Raw genomic sequence first — 14,575 nt, 5'->3', positions numbered from 1 at the left:
CAAAGGCCACGAACAGAGTCGTGGCCAGTGCGCGTGCGTGGGTAGTGCTTAGAAGTTCCAGCGCGCCTTGACTGACGCACCCTGATTGAGGAAGTCGCTACGGGACTCGGCGTCATAGCGCACGCTGAGTTCGGTACCGTTGTTCAGGGTGTGGCTCAGGCCCAGGCCGGCACGGCCCAGCCATGGCTCGGGGTCCAGGCCTCGGGTGCTGAAGGCCGCGCCGGGAGCGCCGGCATAGGTCGAAGTGATTGAGGCGCGCTCGTTGATCACGTCGTAGCCGACACCCAGGTTGGCGCTTAGCACTGTGCTTGGGCCAAGGTTGTAGTTGAGCTTGCCGTCGGCGCCCAAAATCAGCTCTTCGGCATTACGGCTATCGACCCCCAGATCCAGCGCACCGGCACCTTTCTCGTGGTACGACTCTTCGCCGATCCAGGTGTAGTCGGCGCGTACCGACGGGACGAAGGTCAACTGCTCGCTAAAGCGCAGGGTATGCCCCAGGCCAACGCCAGCATGGGCGCTGTAGCTGTCATAGTCGGACTTGGCGGTGGCGTTGGCGAACGGCATGTGCCGCTTGCCCTGGTTTTTGTTCTGCCCGGCATCGACCTGGAAGTTCAGCTCGGTATCGGGGCTCAGGGCATAGCTGCCGTAGCCGATGAGCTGGAAGGTGTCGATCTCGGAGTCCTGCGGTGCGATCTTCGAGTCGCTGTCGACCTTGGTCTTGGCGTAGGCGAAGGCCACACCCAGGCGGGTGCTGTCGGAGACTGCGGTGTCGGCACCGATAGCCAGGCCCTTGGTGTTGGCGTCATAGCCGGAGACACCGCTGCGCTCGCTTTGGTCGGCCCAGGAACCGAAGGACTTGATCCACAGATTCTTCTCGGCGGCAGGAACATCACCCGACGATAGCCCGCTGTTGCTCTCCTGGCGAGCCTGGATCACCCGGTTGATGCCGGAGAGGGTGTTGCTGGTTGCCCCGGTGGACGCGCCAGCCAACAGCGGCAAGGTCTGGGTGACTGCCTCGGAGACCTGTTGATGGGTGCTCAGACCGACGAAGTGGCCGGCCAGCTCGCTGGTCGAGTCGCTCGCGAAGCTCTGGTCCAGTACCTGGGCAGCACCGGCCGCAGGCGTGTTACCGGCGCCGCGCACAATGCTTTCGACCGCGGAGCCAGCATGGGCGGCCGCCGACGCGGTGAGGGTCAGGTCGACGGTATTGCCGTCCTTGCGGGCGCCGAAGTCGAACAGCACGGAGTTGTCACTGACGGCGAAGCTGCCGTTGCTGTTCAGGTGCGTCGCGCTGAGGATGTCCTGCATGCTCGCGACGTTGAACTTGTAGTTCGGGTTGGCAACGTCGACCACTATCTTGGCGTTGTTGGCCAGGGTCGCGTTACCGTCGACCACCAGTTTGCCGAAGGTCGTGTTGTTGTTAACGCCCACCTTCAGCACGCCAGTGCTGTCCTGGGTGTAGTTGCCGTGGAGGGTGCCGACCGTGGTTGCGCCCAGCGCCAGGGTGCCGCTGTTGTTGAAGCCGGCGCTACCGACGGTGATGCCGTCTTTGGCGATGCTGGAGTCGAGGTCCTCACCCTTGGTCTTGCTGGTCCCCACACCCATCAGCAGGGTTGCGCCCTGGGCGATATCGAAGCGAGCCACATCAATGGCGCCCTCGTTGGTGAAGGTGCTGCCGGTGGTCAGGGTGAAGGTGCTGTCCGTGGCTTTTACGTCGCCAATAAAGCGCGCTTGTGTACCGCTGACGGTGATGGCGGTGTTCTGGGTGCCATCCAGCCAGAGTGCCAGCTTCTCGCCCTGGATCACGCCGCTGTTGTTGATTTGGTCAATGTCGCCATCAAAGGCTGCGACACCAATGACGCCACTGATCAGGCCGGTGTTGGTCAGGTTAGTGATGGCGTTGTTAAGCTCGACGCCGTTGTCTGCGGTGGAAACAATGGTGCCGTCGTTACGGATGCCGCCGGTGATGGTGCTGTCGATCACGCGTAAGCCTTCATCGACGCCGTTGATGATACCGGTGCTGGTGTTGTGTACCTGCCCGCTGACCGTAGACTCGGAGAGCCGGATGCCTGAGCTTTGCGCCACGATCTGGCCCTGGTTGACGAGGTCGCCGCCCAGTGTCAGTTCATCCAGGTCGAAGCCGTCGTCGTCCGACTCGATGCGCCCTAGGTTGCTCAGGCTGCCGGCGATGGAGGTGTCGTTGATGTCGATGGCATCTTCACGGGAGACAATGCGCCCGTCGTTGATCAGGTCGGCCATCAATGTGGAGCCGCTGATGTAGATGGCATCCCCACCCGCATTGATCAGGCCACTGTTGAACAGGTTGCCTTTGAGCGTGCTGTCACGCAGCGTGATGCCGTCGGTGGCGGCCGAGATCAGGCCGGTGTTGGACAGTTCTTGCTCGACGGTGAGGTCACTCAGTTGGATACCGTGTCCTTCACTGCTGTTCAGGGTGCCTTGGTTGCGCAGCGCGTTGAGCGTGCCGCCGTAAGCGTTGATGGCGCCTTCGCCGCCTTCGATGATTGCACCGTTGCCGTTGATCAGGTTGCCAAGACTGGTTCCGGCCAGTTGCAGTCCCCACTCCGCGCCGGAGAGGGTGCCGTTGTTGAGCAAGTCGCCGGTGATGGACGAGTCACGGGCCAGGATGGCCGTGTCGCCGGAGATGATCTTGCCGTCGTTGCTGAGATTGCCGATGATCTGTGCACCATTGCCCAGGTAAATGGCGATATTGGCGTTACCGATGCTGCCGTTTGCCAGGTTGCTCAGACCGCCCAGGGTGGACTCGGTCACGTAGACGCTGCTGATGGAGCCGGCGTTGCTCAGGCCGCCGTTGACACTGGCGCCTTGGCTCAGGGAGAGGCCGGCACCGCTGTAGTCGTCGGTGGTGCTGATCACTCCGCCCTGGCGGTTGATGATTTTGCCCTGCACCTGGGTGCCTTTGAGGTCGATGCCAGTGCCGTAATAGCCATTGCCGTTGATCAACCCGCTGTTGTCGATATTGCCGCGTATGGTGACGTCGCCCTCGGCACGGATCGCGGCGCTTCTCTGGCCATTGCTCTGGATCGTACCCGCGTTGTTCAGGCTGCCGATGCTGACATTGGCGCCGGTGCCGTTGATGTCAATGGCGTGGGTGTTGGCGCCGGACAGGTTTTGGGTCGCACTGATGGTGGCGCCGGTCGCGTTGTCGATAGCGTCGACACGCAGGTCCATGCCTTCGCCAGCGTAAAGCGACAGTGCGCTGGCATCGGTGGCGGTGATCTTGCCGCTGTTGTCGATACCCACGTTGGTCAGCGCCGTCGCGGCGTTTATCGTATTGATGGTCACTGCGCTCACACCGGGCAGTCCCAGGATCTCGCCGCCGGTGCCGACCTCGACGGGCTGGCCGCTGGCGCTAATCACGCAACTGGCGCCTGTTTGCCCGGCGCCGACGACACAATCGCTGGCCGCCCAGCTCATGGGGGCGGCGCCCAATACGCCAGTCAGGGCCAGCAGCAGACCGGCAACCTTAGTGGACTTGCCGCGGGCCTTGGCATTTTCATGGGCGACTACATAGGCCTGGCGGCTAGCCGACCAGACAAGACGGTAAGATTTATTCATCGCTCAGGACTCCATTGATGGGCGTATTGGTTTAGAGGCGCATAAGTTAACGAGATGGCCTTGTGCCAGAACCGAGCAAATCTGAGCGATATCCAAGTGTTGCAGTCGGGTACTTTTTCTCGGGTGAGTCTGGGGCGGGGCACGCGGGGTGATTGCATTGTTTGGCGTGGCGCCTTTATATTCGCGGCCGGCGTTATCCACGCCACCCGTCCGCGGAAAGGGCTGCGCCCAGGTGTTTCAACGACCCATTCCTGTTACGACTCCCGGCCTGATAGCGGACACGGCCAGACAAGGAGCTCGTATGCCTGCTTTTCGCCCTTCGCTGTCCCATGACGGCCGGATTAACCTGGAACAACAGCGCAAGCGCGCCAAGGCGCTGCTCAAGCTGATCAATGCCGGGGCGGCGCCGGAGTATCTGGCGCGGTTGGCGCGTCCGGTGCCGGTACGCCTGGCGGATGCCCAGTGGCTGGTGGCCCGTGACCTGGGATTCGACAGTTGGCCGGCGCTCAAGACCCATGTCGACGCCTTGGCCTTTGCGGCGCGCCATCCCGATTTTGCCGCGAGTGATGAGCCGCGCACCCAGCACTGGCGCTGCGGTAATGACATTGCCCACAGCCTGCAACTGGCCGGCTTCAAGGGCCGCTTGCATATGCTGGCCGATCCGCTGTGCATGGGCCCGGTGCAGGACTTGCCGGCTGCGGCCTATCAGGCGCTGCGCAGTGAGTTCATCAGTACGGCTTTCGCCCTGAACCCCGCCGAAATCGCGCGCCGCACCGCTCAGGAATACGCCGACCTGCAGACTCTGGGTGTGGATGGGCCTGCTGTTCTATGGTGTGAGGCCGACGCCTATGATCAGTTGTTTCTGGTGCGGGTGCTGGCCGGTTTGGAATGTTTGCCGCCGCAGCTCGAATTGATCGAAGTCGACCGGGTCCCCGGGGTGGTGCGCTTTATCGGGATCGGTCAGTTGGCCCCCGATGTACTGGCCTGGCTCTGGCCACGACGGCGGCGAGTCGATGCCGCCGCGGTGCAACTCGCGCGCCAGGCCTGGGCCGCCTATTGCGCGGCCGACCCCTCGGCCTGGGCCCGTTTGGCCCACGGCCAGACGCCGGAACTGCCGTTGCTGGCGCCGGCGCTGCTGCGTCAGTTGCAGGAGCTGCCGTGGTTACGTGATGGTTTGTCCTTGACCGAGCGCCTGTCGCTACAGATCCTCACCGATTTTGGCCAGGTTGCCTGCGCACGGGTGTTTGCCGAGCTGATGGCCAAGCGCGAGCCATTGCCCTACCTGGGCGACATGATGTTTTACGCCTTGCTGCGCCCGCTGATTGAGGGGCCGCAGCCACTGATTGTCGAAAGTGATCCGCACCTCGATTGGCCTCAACGTTCTCTGGCCCTGACGGCTCTGGGGCAGGCGGTGCTGGCCGGCCAGGCCTACTGGCCGGACCATAGCGGCGCAGAGCGCTGGATTGGCGGTGTGTGCATTCGCGGCGGTGAAGCCCATTGGGCGCTGGGCGAGCAGATGTTGCCGGTCTGGCGCGAATAGTTGGGAAGGGCTTCGGGTTGCGAGCCGCGAGACCTGTGGTTAATATGCGAAACATATCTGTTTCGTATATTAAAGGTCTCCCATGGGAATCGTAAAAATCTCCGAAGCCATGCATGAGCATTTGCGCATCGCCAGCGATGCGCTGAGCCGCTCGATCAATGCCCAGGCCGAACACTGGATGCGGATTGGCATGTTGGCCGAGCTACATCCCGAACTCGATCATCGGGCACTGTCCCGGTTGTTGGTCAGGGCGCAATTGACCGGGAGGCTGGACCTGAACGATCTGAGCAGCATTCTCGATCTCGAACCAGCGGCCAGGGGCACTGTTCAATGAAAGCCAAAGTGAAACTCAAGAGCCGGGCCGAAGTCGCCCAGGCGCGTATTGCCGGCAAGCTGGCGGCCGAGGTGTTGGCGATGATCACGCCGCACGTCAAGGCGGGGGTGACCACCAACCAGCTCGATAAAATCTGCCATGACTATATTGTCGATGTGCAGCACACCATCGCGGCCAATATCGGCTATCACGGCTTTCCCAAGACCGTCTGTACGTCGGTTAACCATGTGGTTTGCCATGGCATTCCCTCGGATACGCCGTTGAAGGATGGCGATATCGTCAATATCGATATCGCGGTGATCAAGGATGGTTGGTACGGCGATACCAGTCGTATGTATTTTGTCGGCGAGCCCAGTCCCGAAGCGCGCCGGCTGGTGGCGACCACCTATGAAGCGATGTGCGCGGGCATCCGTGCCGTGCGTCCCGGCGCGACCCTGGGCGATGTGGGGCATGCGATCCAGAGTGTGGCCCAGCGCGATGGATACAGCGTCGTGCGCGAGTACTGTGGTCACGGTATCGGCCAGGTCTATCACGACGAACCGCAGGTCCTGCATTACGGCCGTCCGGGCGAAGGCCTGAAGCTGGCGACCGGTATGGTCTTTACCATTGAGCCGATGCTCAACGCGGGCCGGGCCTCGGTGCAGACCCTGGGCGATGGCTGGACGGTGGTCACGCGCGATCGCTCGCTGTCGGCACAGTGGGAACACATGGTCGCGGTGACCGACGATGGCTTCGAAGTGCTTAGCCCGTGGCCGGATCACGATGCGGCTTACCCGGCGATTGTCTGAGACGGCCTTAACGCGCGTTGGCCTGCTCCCAGGCGCGGGTCATGATCTGCCAGGTCTGCGGGTCGGCAGGGATCAGGTGCTCGATACGCAGCGACTCCACGGTGATATCCAGCGGCATGCCAAAGGTGGTGAAGGTCGAGAGAAAACTCAGTTCGCCGGCCGCGCACGCCAGGCGCGTCAGTAGGACGGGCGGGATCTGGCACTGCGGGTCGTCCGCCGCCAGCCCTTCGGGCCTGGGCAGGCCGGCGAGCCGCTGGGCCAGGGCCGGGTTGCTGTGCGCTTCACGGGATGCGCGCAGCCATGCCACGCCGCGAATCTGCTCGGCATTGAGCAGGTAGTCACCCAGGCCGCCGGGTTCGAGCAAGGTGGTGAGCAGATTGAGCCCGCCCGAGGCCGCGTCGCCGGGCAAGCCGAGCAGATCAAACAGCAGTGCTGTCGAGTCATTGGCCGCCAGTACCTGCCATTGGCTGTCGATCACAATGGCGGGGGCCGGGTTATTGGCCTTGAGCACATGCATGATCGCTTCGCGGACCATCTCCAGGCTCGGGTCCGTCAGGGGCAGGGCATCATGGGGCGGTGCGTAGCCGGCCGCCAGAAACAGCGCATTACGTGCCGACAGCGGGGTGTCGAGGGCGCCGAGCAGGGTGTGCAGCAGGGCCGGGCTGGGGCGCGCGCGGCCCGTCTCGACACAGCTGAGATGACGCTGCGAGGTATCAGTCTGCAACGCCAGGTCGAGTTGGCTGAGCCGGGCTTGCCGGCGCAGCGCGCGTAACAGGCTGCCAACGGGCGTTGGCGGTTCGAGGGAGTTAGGCATGGCGCGACTCTGGCGGTGGGGCGGCGCAGTGTCGATTATCCAGAGGCTTATCTGGAGGGCGTCACTACCGGAAAGTCACTGGTTGGCTATGGGTTTGTTGTCGATTGTGAGTTGTCGTACAAGTTTGCGGATCTTGCAGCGGGTGATTCGGCTTGTCAATCGGGATGGCGGGATTTGACCGCTCGTCACTGGCGTGGGCAATTGGCAGCAGGTTGCAGTGGGGGTCGGCTTCACTGATATTGAAGGTCGCCGATTCCGGGTCGTGAAGGCCCTGGCGTAACCCATGCCATGCAACGACAGCAGTGACGGAGGTTCGACTATGCCGGTACCCCATGATCTCTATCAGGACTTGAGCTGCACCAAGGAAGAAATCCAGCAGCGCCGCGCGCAGGACGCCAGGCTCGATAGCCTGCTCGATGACTACCGCGAGATCGACAAGCATGTGCTGGATATTGAATCGATGAAGGCCGGCAATGTCAGTGATGACGAGTTGCGCAAGTTCAAGGAGCGTCGCCTGCTGATCAAGGACAAGATCCTGCAGCGGCTGAAGGCGCAGGGCTGATAGCCGTCCTTCTTGGTGGCTTTGTTGGACTGAGCTTGCTCGCGTGCAAGCTCAGTCCCAGGAGCGGGTTGCCGGGATTTCGTGTGCCGGCAGCCTTATTGATTTTATGAATATTTGTTCATCACGCCCGGGATAGGCGCGCCACGGGCTCCGGGAAATGACCGCGAAGTCGCGTTTTTATCGCTGTTTCGGGCAATTGACAATTGCCTGGAATTCCGTGAAGGTAGCCACACCCAAATCAAACGGGCGTATGAATTGAGCGTTTGTATCAGCAAGCGGCTCTAGCAGAATCCCGACTATCGCGACGGCGGGTGTGCCTGACGATTTGGCGTCAGCATCGACAGGAAATGTCGTTGCCGTGCCACGAGTCAGCGTCCGACGCGTACTGTTCAGCTTCCATATCGTGGAGATCAGTTGATGATTTACGAAGGTAAAGCCATCACGGTGAAGGCCCTTGAAAGTGGCATCGTCGAACTCAAGTTCGACCTCAAGGGCGAGTCCGTCAACAAGTTCAACCGTCTTACCCTGAACGAATTGCGTCAGGCTGTAGACGCCATCAAGGCAGACGCTTCGGTCAAGGGTGTCATCGTCACCAGCGGCAAGGACGTCTTTATCGTCGGCGCCGACATCACCGAATTCGTCGACAACTTCAAGCTGCCTGATGCAGAGCTCGTGGCCGGCAACCTCGAAGCCAACAAGATTTTCAGCGATTTCGAAGACCTGGCCGTGCCAACCGTTGCCGCGATCAATGGCATCGCCCTGGGTGGCGGTCTGGAAATGTGCCTGGCCGCGGACTACCGCGTGATGTCCAGCAACGCCAAGATTGGCCTGCCGGAAGTCAAGCTCGGCATCTACCCGGGCTTCGGCGGTACTGTTCGCCTGCCACGCCTGATCGGCGCGGATAACGCCATCGAGTGGATTGCCGCCGGCAAGGAAAACCGTGCCGAAGACGCGCTGAAAGTTGGCGCCGTCGATGCGGTCGTTGCGGCCGACAAGCTGCAGGATGCCGCTCTGGAGCTGATCAAGCGCGCCATTTCCGGCGAGTTCGATTACAAGGCCAAGCGCCAGCCAAAACTCGACAAGCTCAAACTCAATGCCATCGAACAGATGATGGCATTCGAAACCGCCAAGGGTTTCGTGGCCGGTCAAGCGGGCCCGAACTACCCGGCGCCGGTCGAAGCCATCAAGACCATCCAGAAAGCCGCCAACTTCGGTCGCGACAAGGCCCTGGAAATCGAAGCTGCGGGTTTCGTCAAGCTGGCCAAGACCTCGGCTGCGCAAAGCCTGATCGGTCTGTTCCTGAATGATCAGGAGCTCAAGCGCAAAGCCAAGGCCTACGACGAAATCGCCCACGACGTGAAGCAGGCTGCCGTTCTCGGCGCCGGTATCATGGGTGGCGGCATTGCCTATCAGTCGGCGTCCAAAGGCACGCCGATCCTGATGAAGGACATCAACGAGCACGGCATCGAGCAGGGCTTGAAAGAAGCCGCCGGCCTGCTGGTCAAGCGCGTTGAAAAAGGCCGCATGACCGCCGCGAAGATGGCTGAAGTGCTCAACGGCATTCGTCCTACTCTGTCCTACGGCGATTTCGGCCATGTCGACCTGGTGGTCGAAGCGGTCGTCGAGAACCCGAAGGTCAAGCAGGCGGTACTGGCGGAAGTCGAAACCCAGGTCAAAGAGGACACCATCCTCGCGTCCAACACCTCGACCATTTCCATCAGCCTGTTGGCCAAGGCCCTCAAGCGTCCGGAAAATTTCGTCGGCATGCACTTCTTCAACCCGGTGCACATGATGCCGTTGGTGGAAGTGATTCGTGGCGAGAAGTCCAGCGAGCAGGCAATTGCCACCACCGTTGCCTACGCCAAGAAAATGGGCAAGACCCCGATCGTCGTCAACGATTGCCCGGGCTTCCTGGTCAACCGCGTGCTGTTCCCGTACTTCGGCGGTTTCGCCAAGCTGGTCAGTGCCGGTGTCGACTTCGTGCGCATCGACAAGATCATGGAGAAATTCGGCTGGCCGATGGGCCCGGCGTACCTGATGGACGTGGTCGGTATCGACACTGGCCACCACGGTCGCGATGTAATGGCTGAAGGTTTTCCGGATCGCATGAAAGATGACCGCCGCTCGGCGATCGACGTGCTCTACGAAGCCAAGCGCCTGGGCCAGAAAAATGGCAAGGGCTTCTACGCCTACGAAACCGACAAGCGCGGCAAGCAGAAGAAAGTCGCCGATCCGTCGGTACTCGAAGTGCTCAAGCCTATCGTTTACGAGCAGCGTGAAGTCAGCGACGAAGACATCCTCAACTGGATGATGATCCCGCTCTGCCTGGAAACCGTGCGTTGCCTGGAAGACGGCATCGTCGAAACGGCTGCCGAAGCGGATATGGGCCTGGTCTACGGCATTGGCTTCCCTCCATTCCGTGGTGGTGCATTGCGTTACATCGACTCGATCGGTGTGGCCCAATTCGTTGCCCTGGCCGACCAGTACGCCGATCTTGGCGCGCTGTACCACCCGACCGCGAAGCTGCGTGAGATGGCCAAGAACGGCCAGAGCTTCTTCGGTTAAGCGCCCAACACTAGAGCGAGAGTGAAATTTTATGAGCTTGAATCCTAGAGACGTCGTGATTGTCGACTTCGGTCGTACTCCGATGGGCCGCTCCAAGGGCGGCATGCACCGCAATACCCGTGCCGAGGACATGTCGGCACACCTGATCAGCAAGCTGCTGGAACGCAACGTCAAGGTCGACCCGAGCGAAGTCGAGGACGTGATCTGGGGCTGTGTGAACCAGACCCTGGAGCAGGGCTGGAACATCGCCCGCATGGCGTCGCTGATGACCCAGATCCCGCACACCGCTGCCGGCCAGACCGTCAGCCGTCTGTGTGGCTCCTCGATGAGCGCACTGCACACGGCCGCCCAGGCGATCATGACCGGTAACGGTGATGTCTTCGTGGTCGGTGGTGTCGAGCACATGGGGCACGTCAGCATGATGCACGGTGTCGATCCGAACCCGCATATGTCCCTGTACGCGGCGAAAGCCTCGGGCATGATGGGCCTGACCGCGGAAATGCTGGGCAAGATGCACGGCATTACCCGTGAGCAGCAGGACGCCTTTGGCGTGCGCTCCCACCAACTCGCCCACAAGGCGACTGTGGAAGGCAAGTTCAAGGACGAAATCATCCCGATGCAGGGTTACGATGAGAACGGTTTCCTGAAACTGTTCGACTACGATGAAACCATTCGTCCGGAAACTACCCTGGAAAGCCTGGCTGCACTGAAGCCGGCCTTCAATCCCAAGGGCGGTACCGTGACGGCCGGTACTTCCTCGCAGATCACTGACGGCGCTTCCTGCATGATCGTGATGTCGGCCCAGCGTGCCCAGGACCTGGGTATCCAGCCAATGGCCGTGATCCGTTCGATGGCGGTTGCCGGTGTGGATCCGGCGATCATGGGCTATGGTCCAGTACCAGCAACACAAAAAGCGCTGAAGCGCGCGGGCCTCGGCATTGCCGATATCGACTTCTTCGAGCTCAACGAAGCCTTTGCCGCACAGGCCCTGCCAGTGCTCAAAGATTTGAAAGTGCTCGACAAGATGAACGAGAAGGTTAACCTGCACGGCGGCGCCATCGCCCTGGGTCACCCGTTCGGTTGCTCTGGTGCGCGGATTTCCGGCACCTTGCTCAATGTCATGAAGCAGAATGGCGGCACCTTCGGTGTGTCCACCATGTGCATTGGCCTCGGCCAGGGCATTGCCACCGTCTTCGAACGCGTTTAAGCGTTTCGTCGATGTAAGCCGGGGCCATGTGCCCCGGTTTTTGTTTTTGGTTTTTTTTATTTTTATTTTTTGTGAGTGGCTGAAACATGAATGTGGAACCTGGGCTCTACCAGCATTACAAAGGCCCGCATTACCGCGTCTTTAATGTGGCGCGGCATTCCGAAACCGAAGAGCAAGTGGTGTTTTACCAAGCCCTGTATGGTGATTTCGGCTTCTGGGTGCGTCCGCTCAGCATGTTTGTCGAGTCGGTCGAGGTTGACGGCGAGCAGGTGCCACGCTTTGCTTTGATCCAGGCCGAACCTAGTCTTTTCTCTCGGCCATAAGCGCTGGTCGCGTGGAACCCTGCGCTTGACCTCACCTTGTAGCCACTATATATAGCGGTGCCGCGTCAGGCGCCAACCGCCTTTCACTTCTAGAATTCAGGAATTTTCTGATCCATGGGCAAATCGCTGGTCATTGTGGAATCCCCGGCTAAGGCCAAGACCATCAACAAGTATCTGGGCAACCAATACGTGGTGAAGTCGAGTATCGGCCATATCCGAGACCTGCCCACCAGCGGTTCGGCTAGCGCCAGCAAAGAACCTGCTGCCAAGCGCGGCAAGGCCGCTGCGGGCGAAGCGCCGGCCCTGTCGCCGAAAGAGAAAGCGCGCAAGCAGCTGGTTTCGCGCATGGGCGTCGATCCCGAACATGGCTGGAAGGCCAAGTACGAGATCCTGCCTGGCAAGGAAAAGGTCATCGAAGAGCTGCGCCGGCTCGCCAAAGATGCCGACACCATCTATCTCGCGACGGACTTGGACCGCGAAGGGGAAGCCATTGCCTGGCACCTGCGCGAAGCCATCGGTGGCGATGACAGCCGCTACAAGCGCGTGGTGTTCAACGAAATCACCAAGAAAGCCATTCAGGAAGCCTTCTCCAAGCCGGGCGAGCTGGATATCAATCGTGTCAACGCCCAGCAGGCCAGGCGTTTTCTTGATCGGGTCGTGGGCTACATGGTTTCGCCGCTGCTCTGGGCGAAAATCGCCCGTGGGTTGTCCGCCGGTCGCGTGCAATCGGTAGCGGTCAAGTTGGTGGCGGAGCGTGAGCGCGAGATTCGTGCATTCAACCCCGAAGAATACTGGGAAGTTCATGCCGATCTGGGGACCACCAAGGGTGCTCAGGTTCGCTTTGAGGTCGCCCGGGAAAACGGTGAGGCATTCAAGCCGCTTAACGAAGCCCAGGCCATGGCGGCGCTGGAGAAGCTCAAGGCTTCCAGCTACACCATCGCCAAGCGCGAAGACAAGCCGACCAGCAGCAAGCCGTCGGCACCTTTTATCACCTCGACCCTGCAACAGGCTGCCAGCAATCGCCTGGGCTTCGGCGTGAAGAAAACCATGATGATGGCGCAGCGCTTGTACGAAGCGGGCTACATCACCTATATGCGTACCGACTCCACCAACCTCTCGGCTGATGCCGTGACAATGGCGCGGACCTATATCGAGGACGAGTTCGGCGGCAAGTACCTGCCGGAGAAGCCCAACGTCTACAGCAGCAAGGAAGGTGCCCAGGAGGCGCACGAAGCGATTCGTCCTTCTGATGTCAATACTGATCCGAGCAAGCTGTCGGGCATGGAACGTGACGCTGAGCGTCTCTACGAGCTGATCTGGCGTCAGTTCGTCGCTTGCCAGATGCTGCCGGCCCAATACCTGTCGACCACCGTCACAGTGGCCGCAGGGGGCTTCGAGCTGCGCGCCAAGGGCCGTATCCTCAAGTTCGACGGCTACACCCGTGTCATGCCGCAAATCACCAAGCCGGGCGATGACGACGTGCTGCCGGATATGGCGCAGGGCGATGCGATGAAGCTGATCAAGCTCGATCCGAGCCAGCATTTCACCAAGCCGCCACCGCGCTACTCCGAAGCCAGCTTGGTCAAGGAAATGGAAAAACGCGGTATCGGTCGTCCATCGACCTATGCGGCGATTATTTCGACCATCCAGGACCGGGGCTATGTGACGCTGCACAACCGTCGTTTCTATTCGGAAAAGATGGGCGATATCGTTACCGAGCGCTTGTCGGAAAGCTTCTCCAACCTGATGGACTACGGCTTTACCGCCGCCATGGAAGAGAACCTGGATGACGTGGCCCAGGGCGAGCGTGATTGGAAAAACGTGCTCGACGAGTTCTACAGCGATTTTCGCAAGAAGCTGGAACTGGCCGAGGGTGCCGAGAACGGCATGCGTGCTAACCAGCCGGTGATGACCGACATCCCGTGCCGCGAATGCGGTCGGCCGATGCAGATTCGTACCGCGTCCACCGGTGTGTTCCTGGGATGCTCGGGCTACAGCCTGCCGCCTAAAGAGCGGTGCAAAGCCACGGTCAACCTGGTGCCGGGCGATGAGATCGCCGCGGATGACGAGGGTGAGTCGGAGTCCCTGGTGTTGCGTGGCAAGCATCGCTGCCCGATCTGCAGCACGGCGATGGACGCTTACCTGCTCGACGAGAAGCGCAAGCTGCATATCTGCGGTAACAATCCGGATTGTGCGGGCTATGAAATCGAGGAAGGCAGCTACCGGATCAAGGGCTACGAAGGTCCGAGCCTGGAATGCGACAAGTGCGGCAGTGAAATGCAGCTCAAGACCGGTCGCTTCGGCAAGTTCTTCGGGTGCACCAACGCGACCTGCAAGAACACTCGCAAGCTGCTCAAGAGTGGTGAGGCCGCGCCGCCGAAGATGGATCCGGTGAAGATGCCGGAGCTCAAGTGCGAGAAGGTCAACGATACTTATATCCTGCGCGACGGTGCTTCGGGCCTGTTCTTGGCTGCCAGCCAGTTCCCGAAAAACCGCGAGACCCGAGCGCCGCTGGTGCTCGAAATCGTGCCGCACAAGGATGAGATCGATCCCAAGTACCATTTCCTTTGTGAAGCGCCGCAGAAGGACCCGGACGGTCGCCCGGCCGTGATCCGTTACAGCCGCAAGACCAAGGAGCAGTACGTCCAGACCGAAGTCGATGGCAAGCCTACCGGCTGGCGCGCGTTCTACACGGGCGGCAAGTGGGTGGTTGAAGACAAGCGCTGAGGCGCCGTGTTTCGCTTGAAACGCTGATGCACACGTGAGAAGGCCGGATGAGAACGCATGTTTTCATCCGGCCTTTGTCGTTTTGGCTTGCGGTAGGATCCTCGGTTCCTTGAAACTG

General features: G+C 60.8%; 10 protein-coding genes. 8 read left to right on the top strand and 2 right to left on the bottom strand.

Annotation, left to right across the window (positions count from 1 at the left end; translation table 11 throughout):
• Positions 1–48: 48 nt before the first annotated feature.
• Positions 49–3,597 (bottom strand): autotransporter domain-containing protein, encoded by a 3,549-nt coding sequence (locus NPS46_RS19760; protein ID WP_274110110.1) that lies wholly within the window; start codon positions 3,595–3,597, stop codon positions 49–51.
• 301 nt (positions 3,598–3,898) lie between these two features.
• Here NPS46_RS19760 and NPS46_RS19755 point away from each other — a divergent pair, with 301 nt between their 5' ends.
• The 3 genes from NPS46_RS19755 to map all read left to right on the top strand — a co-directional run bounded on the left by NPS46_RS19755 (position 3,899) and on the right by map (position 6,259).
• Positions 3,899–5,137 (top strand): DUF1835 domain-containing protein, encoded by a 1,239-nt coding sequence (locus NPS46_RS19755; RefSeq protein ID WP_274110108.1) that lies wholly within the window; start codon positions 3,899–3,901, stop codon positions 5,135–5,137.
• A gap of 82 nt (positions 5,138–5,219) precedes the next feature.
• Entirely contained in the window at positions 5,220–5,471 is a 252-nt protein-coding gene (locus NPS46_RS19750) for a ParD-like family protein (protein ID WP_274110106.1), read from the top strand.
• Positions 5,468–6,259 (top strand): type I methionyl aminopeptidase, encoded by a 792-nt coding sequence (gene map, locus NPS46_RS19745; RefSeq protein ID WP_274110104.1) that lies wholly within the window; start codon positions 5,468–5,470, stop codon positions 6,257–6,259. The genes NPS46_RS19750 and map overlap by 4 nt, the downstream gene beginning before the upstream one ends.
• Positions 6,260–6,266: 7 nt before the next feature.
• Here map and NPS46_RS19740 read toward each other — a convergent pair whose 3' ends face one another.
• Complete coding sequence (locus NPS46_RS19740; RefSeq protein WP_274110102.1) at positions 6,267–7,073, bottom strand: helix-turn-helix domain-containing protein; 807 nt, start codon at positions 7,071–7,073, stop codon at positions 6,267–6,269.
• A gap of 319 nt (positions 7,074–7,392) precedes the next feature.
• Between NPS46_RS19740 and NPS46_RS19735 the strand changes: the two genes are divergently transcribed.
• The 5 genes from NPS46_RS19735 to topA all read left to right on the top strand — a co-directional run bounded on the left by NPS46_RS19735 (position 7,393) and on the right by topA (position 14,457).
• Positions 7,393–7,635, top strand: a complete 243-nt coding sequence (locus tag NPS46_RS19735; RefSeq protein WP_274110100.1) for a DUF465 domain-containing protein — start codon at positions 7,393–7,395, stop codon at positions 7,633–7,635.
• 417 nt (positions 7,636–8,052) lie between these two features.
• A complete protein-coding gene (fadB, locus tag NPS46_RS19730; protein WP_274110098.1) occupies positions 8,053–10,200 on the top strand; it encodes a fatty acid oxidation complex subunit alpha FadB in 2,148 nt (715 codons plus the stop codon).
• 31 nt (positions 10,201–10,231) lie between these two features.
• A complete protein-coding gene (fadA, locus tag NPS46_RS19725; protein ID WP_019692749.1) occupies positions 10,232–11,407 on the top strand; it encodes an acetyl-CoA C-acyltransferase FadA in 1,176 nt (391 codons plus the stop codon).
• An 86-nt stretch (positions 11,408–11,493) separates the two neighbouring features.
• Positions 11,494–11,730: a DUF1653 domain-containing protein gene (locus NPS46_RS19720; protein ID WP_274110095.1), complete on the top strand. Its 237-nt coding sequence runs from the start codon at positions 11,494–11,496 to the stop codon at positions 11,728–11,730.
• 114 nt (positions 11,731–11,844) lie between these two features.
• Entirely contained in the window at positions 11,845–14,457 is a 2,613-nt protein-coding gene (gene topA / locus NPS46_RS19715) for a type I DNA topoisomerase (RefSeq protein ID WP_274110093.1), read from the top strand.
• The last annotated feature ends 118 nt before the right edge of the window (positions 14,458–14,575 follow it).

Origin of the sequence: Pseudomonas putida (genome assembly GCF_028682395.1) — a bacterium.
GTDB classification, from domain to species: Bacteria; Pseudomonadota; Gammaproteobacteria; order Pseudomonadales; family Pseudomonadaceae; genus Aquipseudomonas; species Aquipseudomonas putida_AB.
The sequence above is the reverse complement of the archived record's forward strand: the minus strand, read 5'-3'. Positions and strand labels throughout refer to the sequence as shown.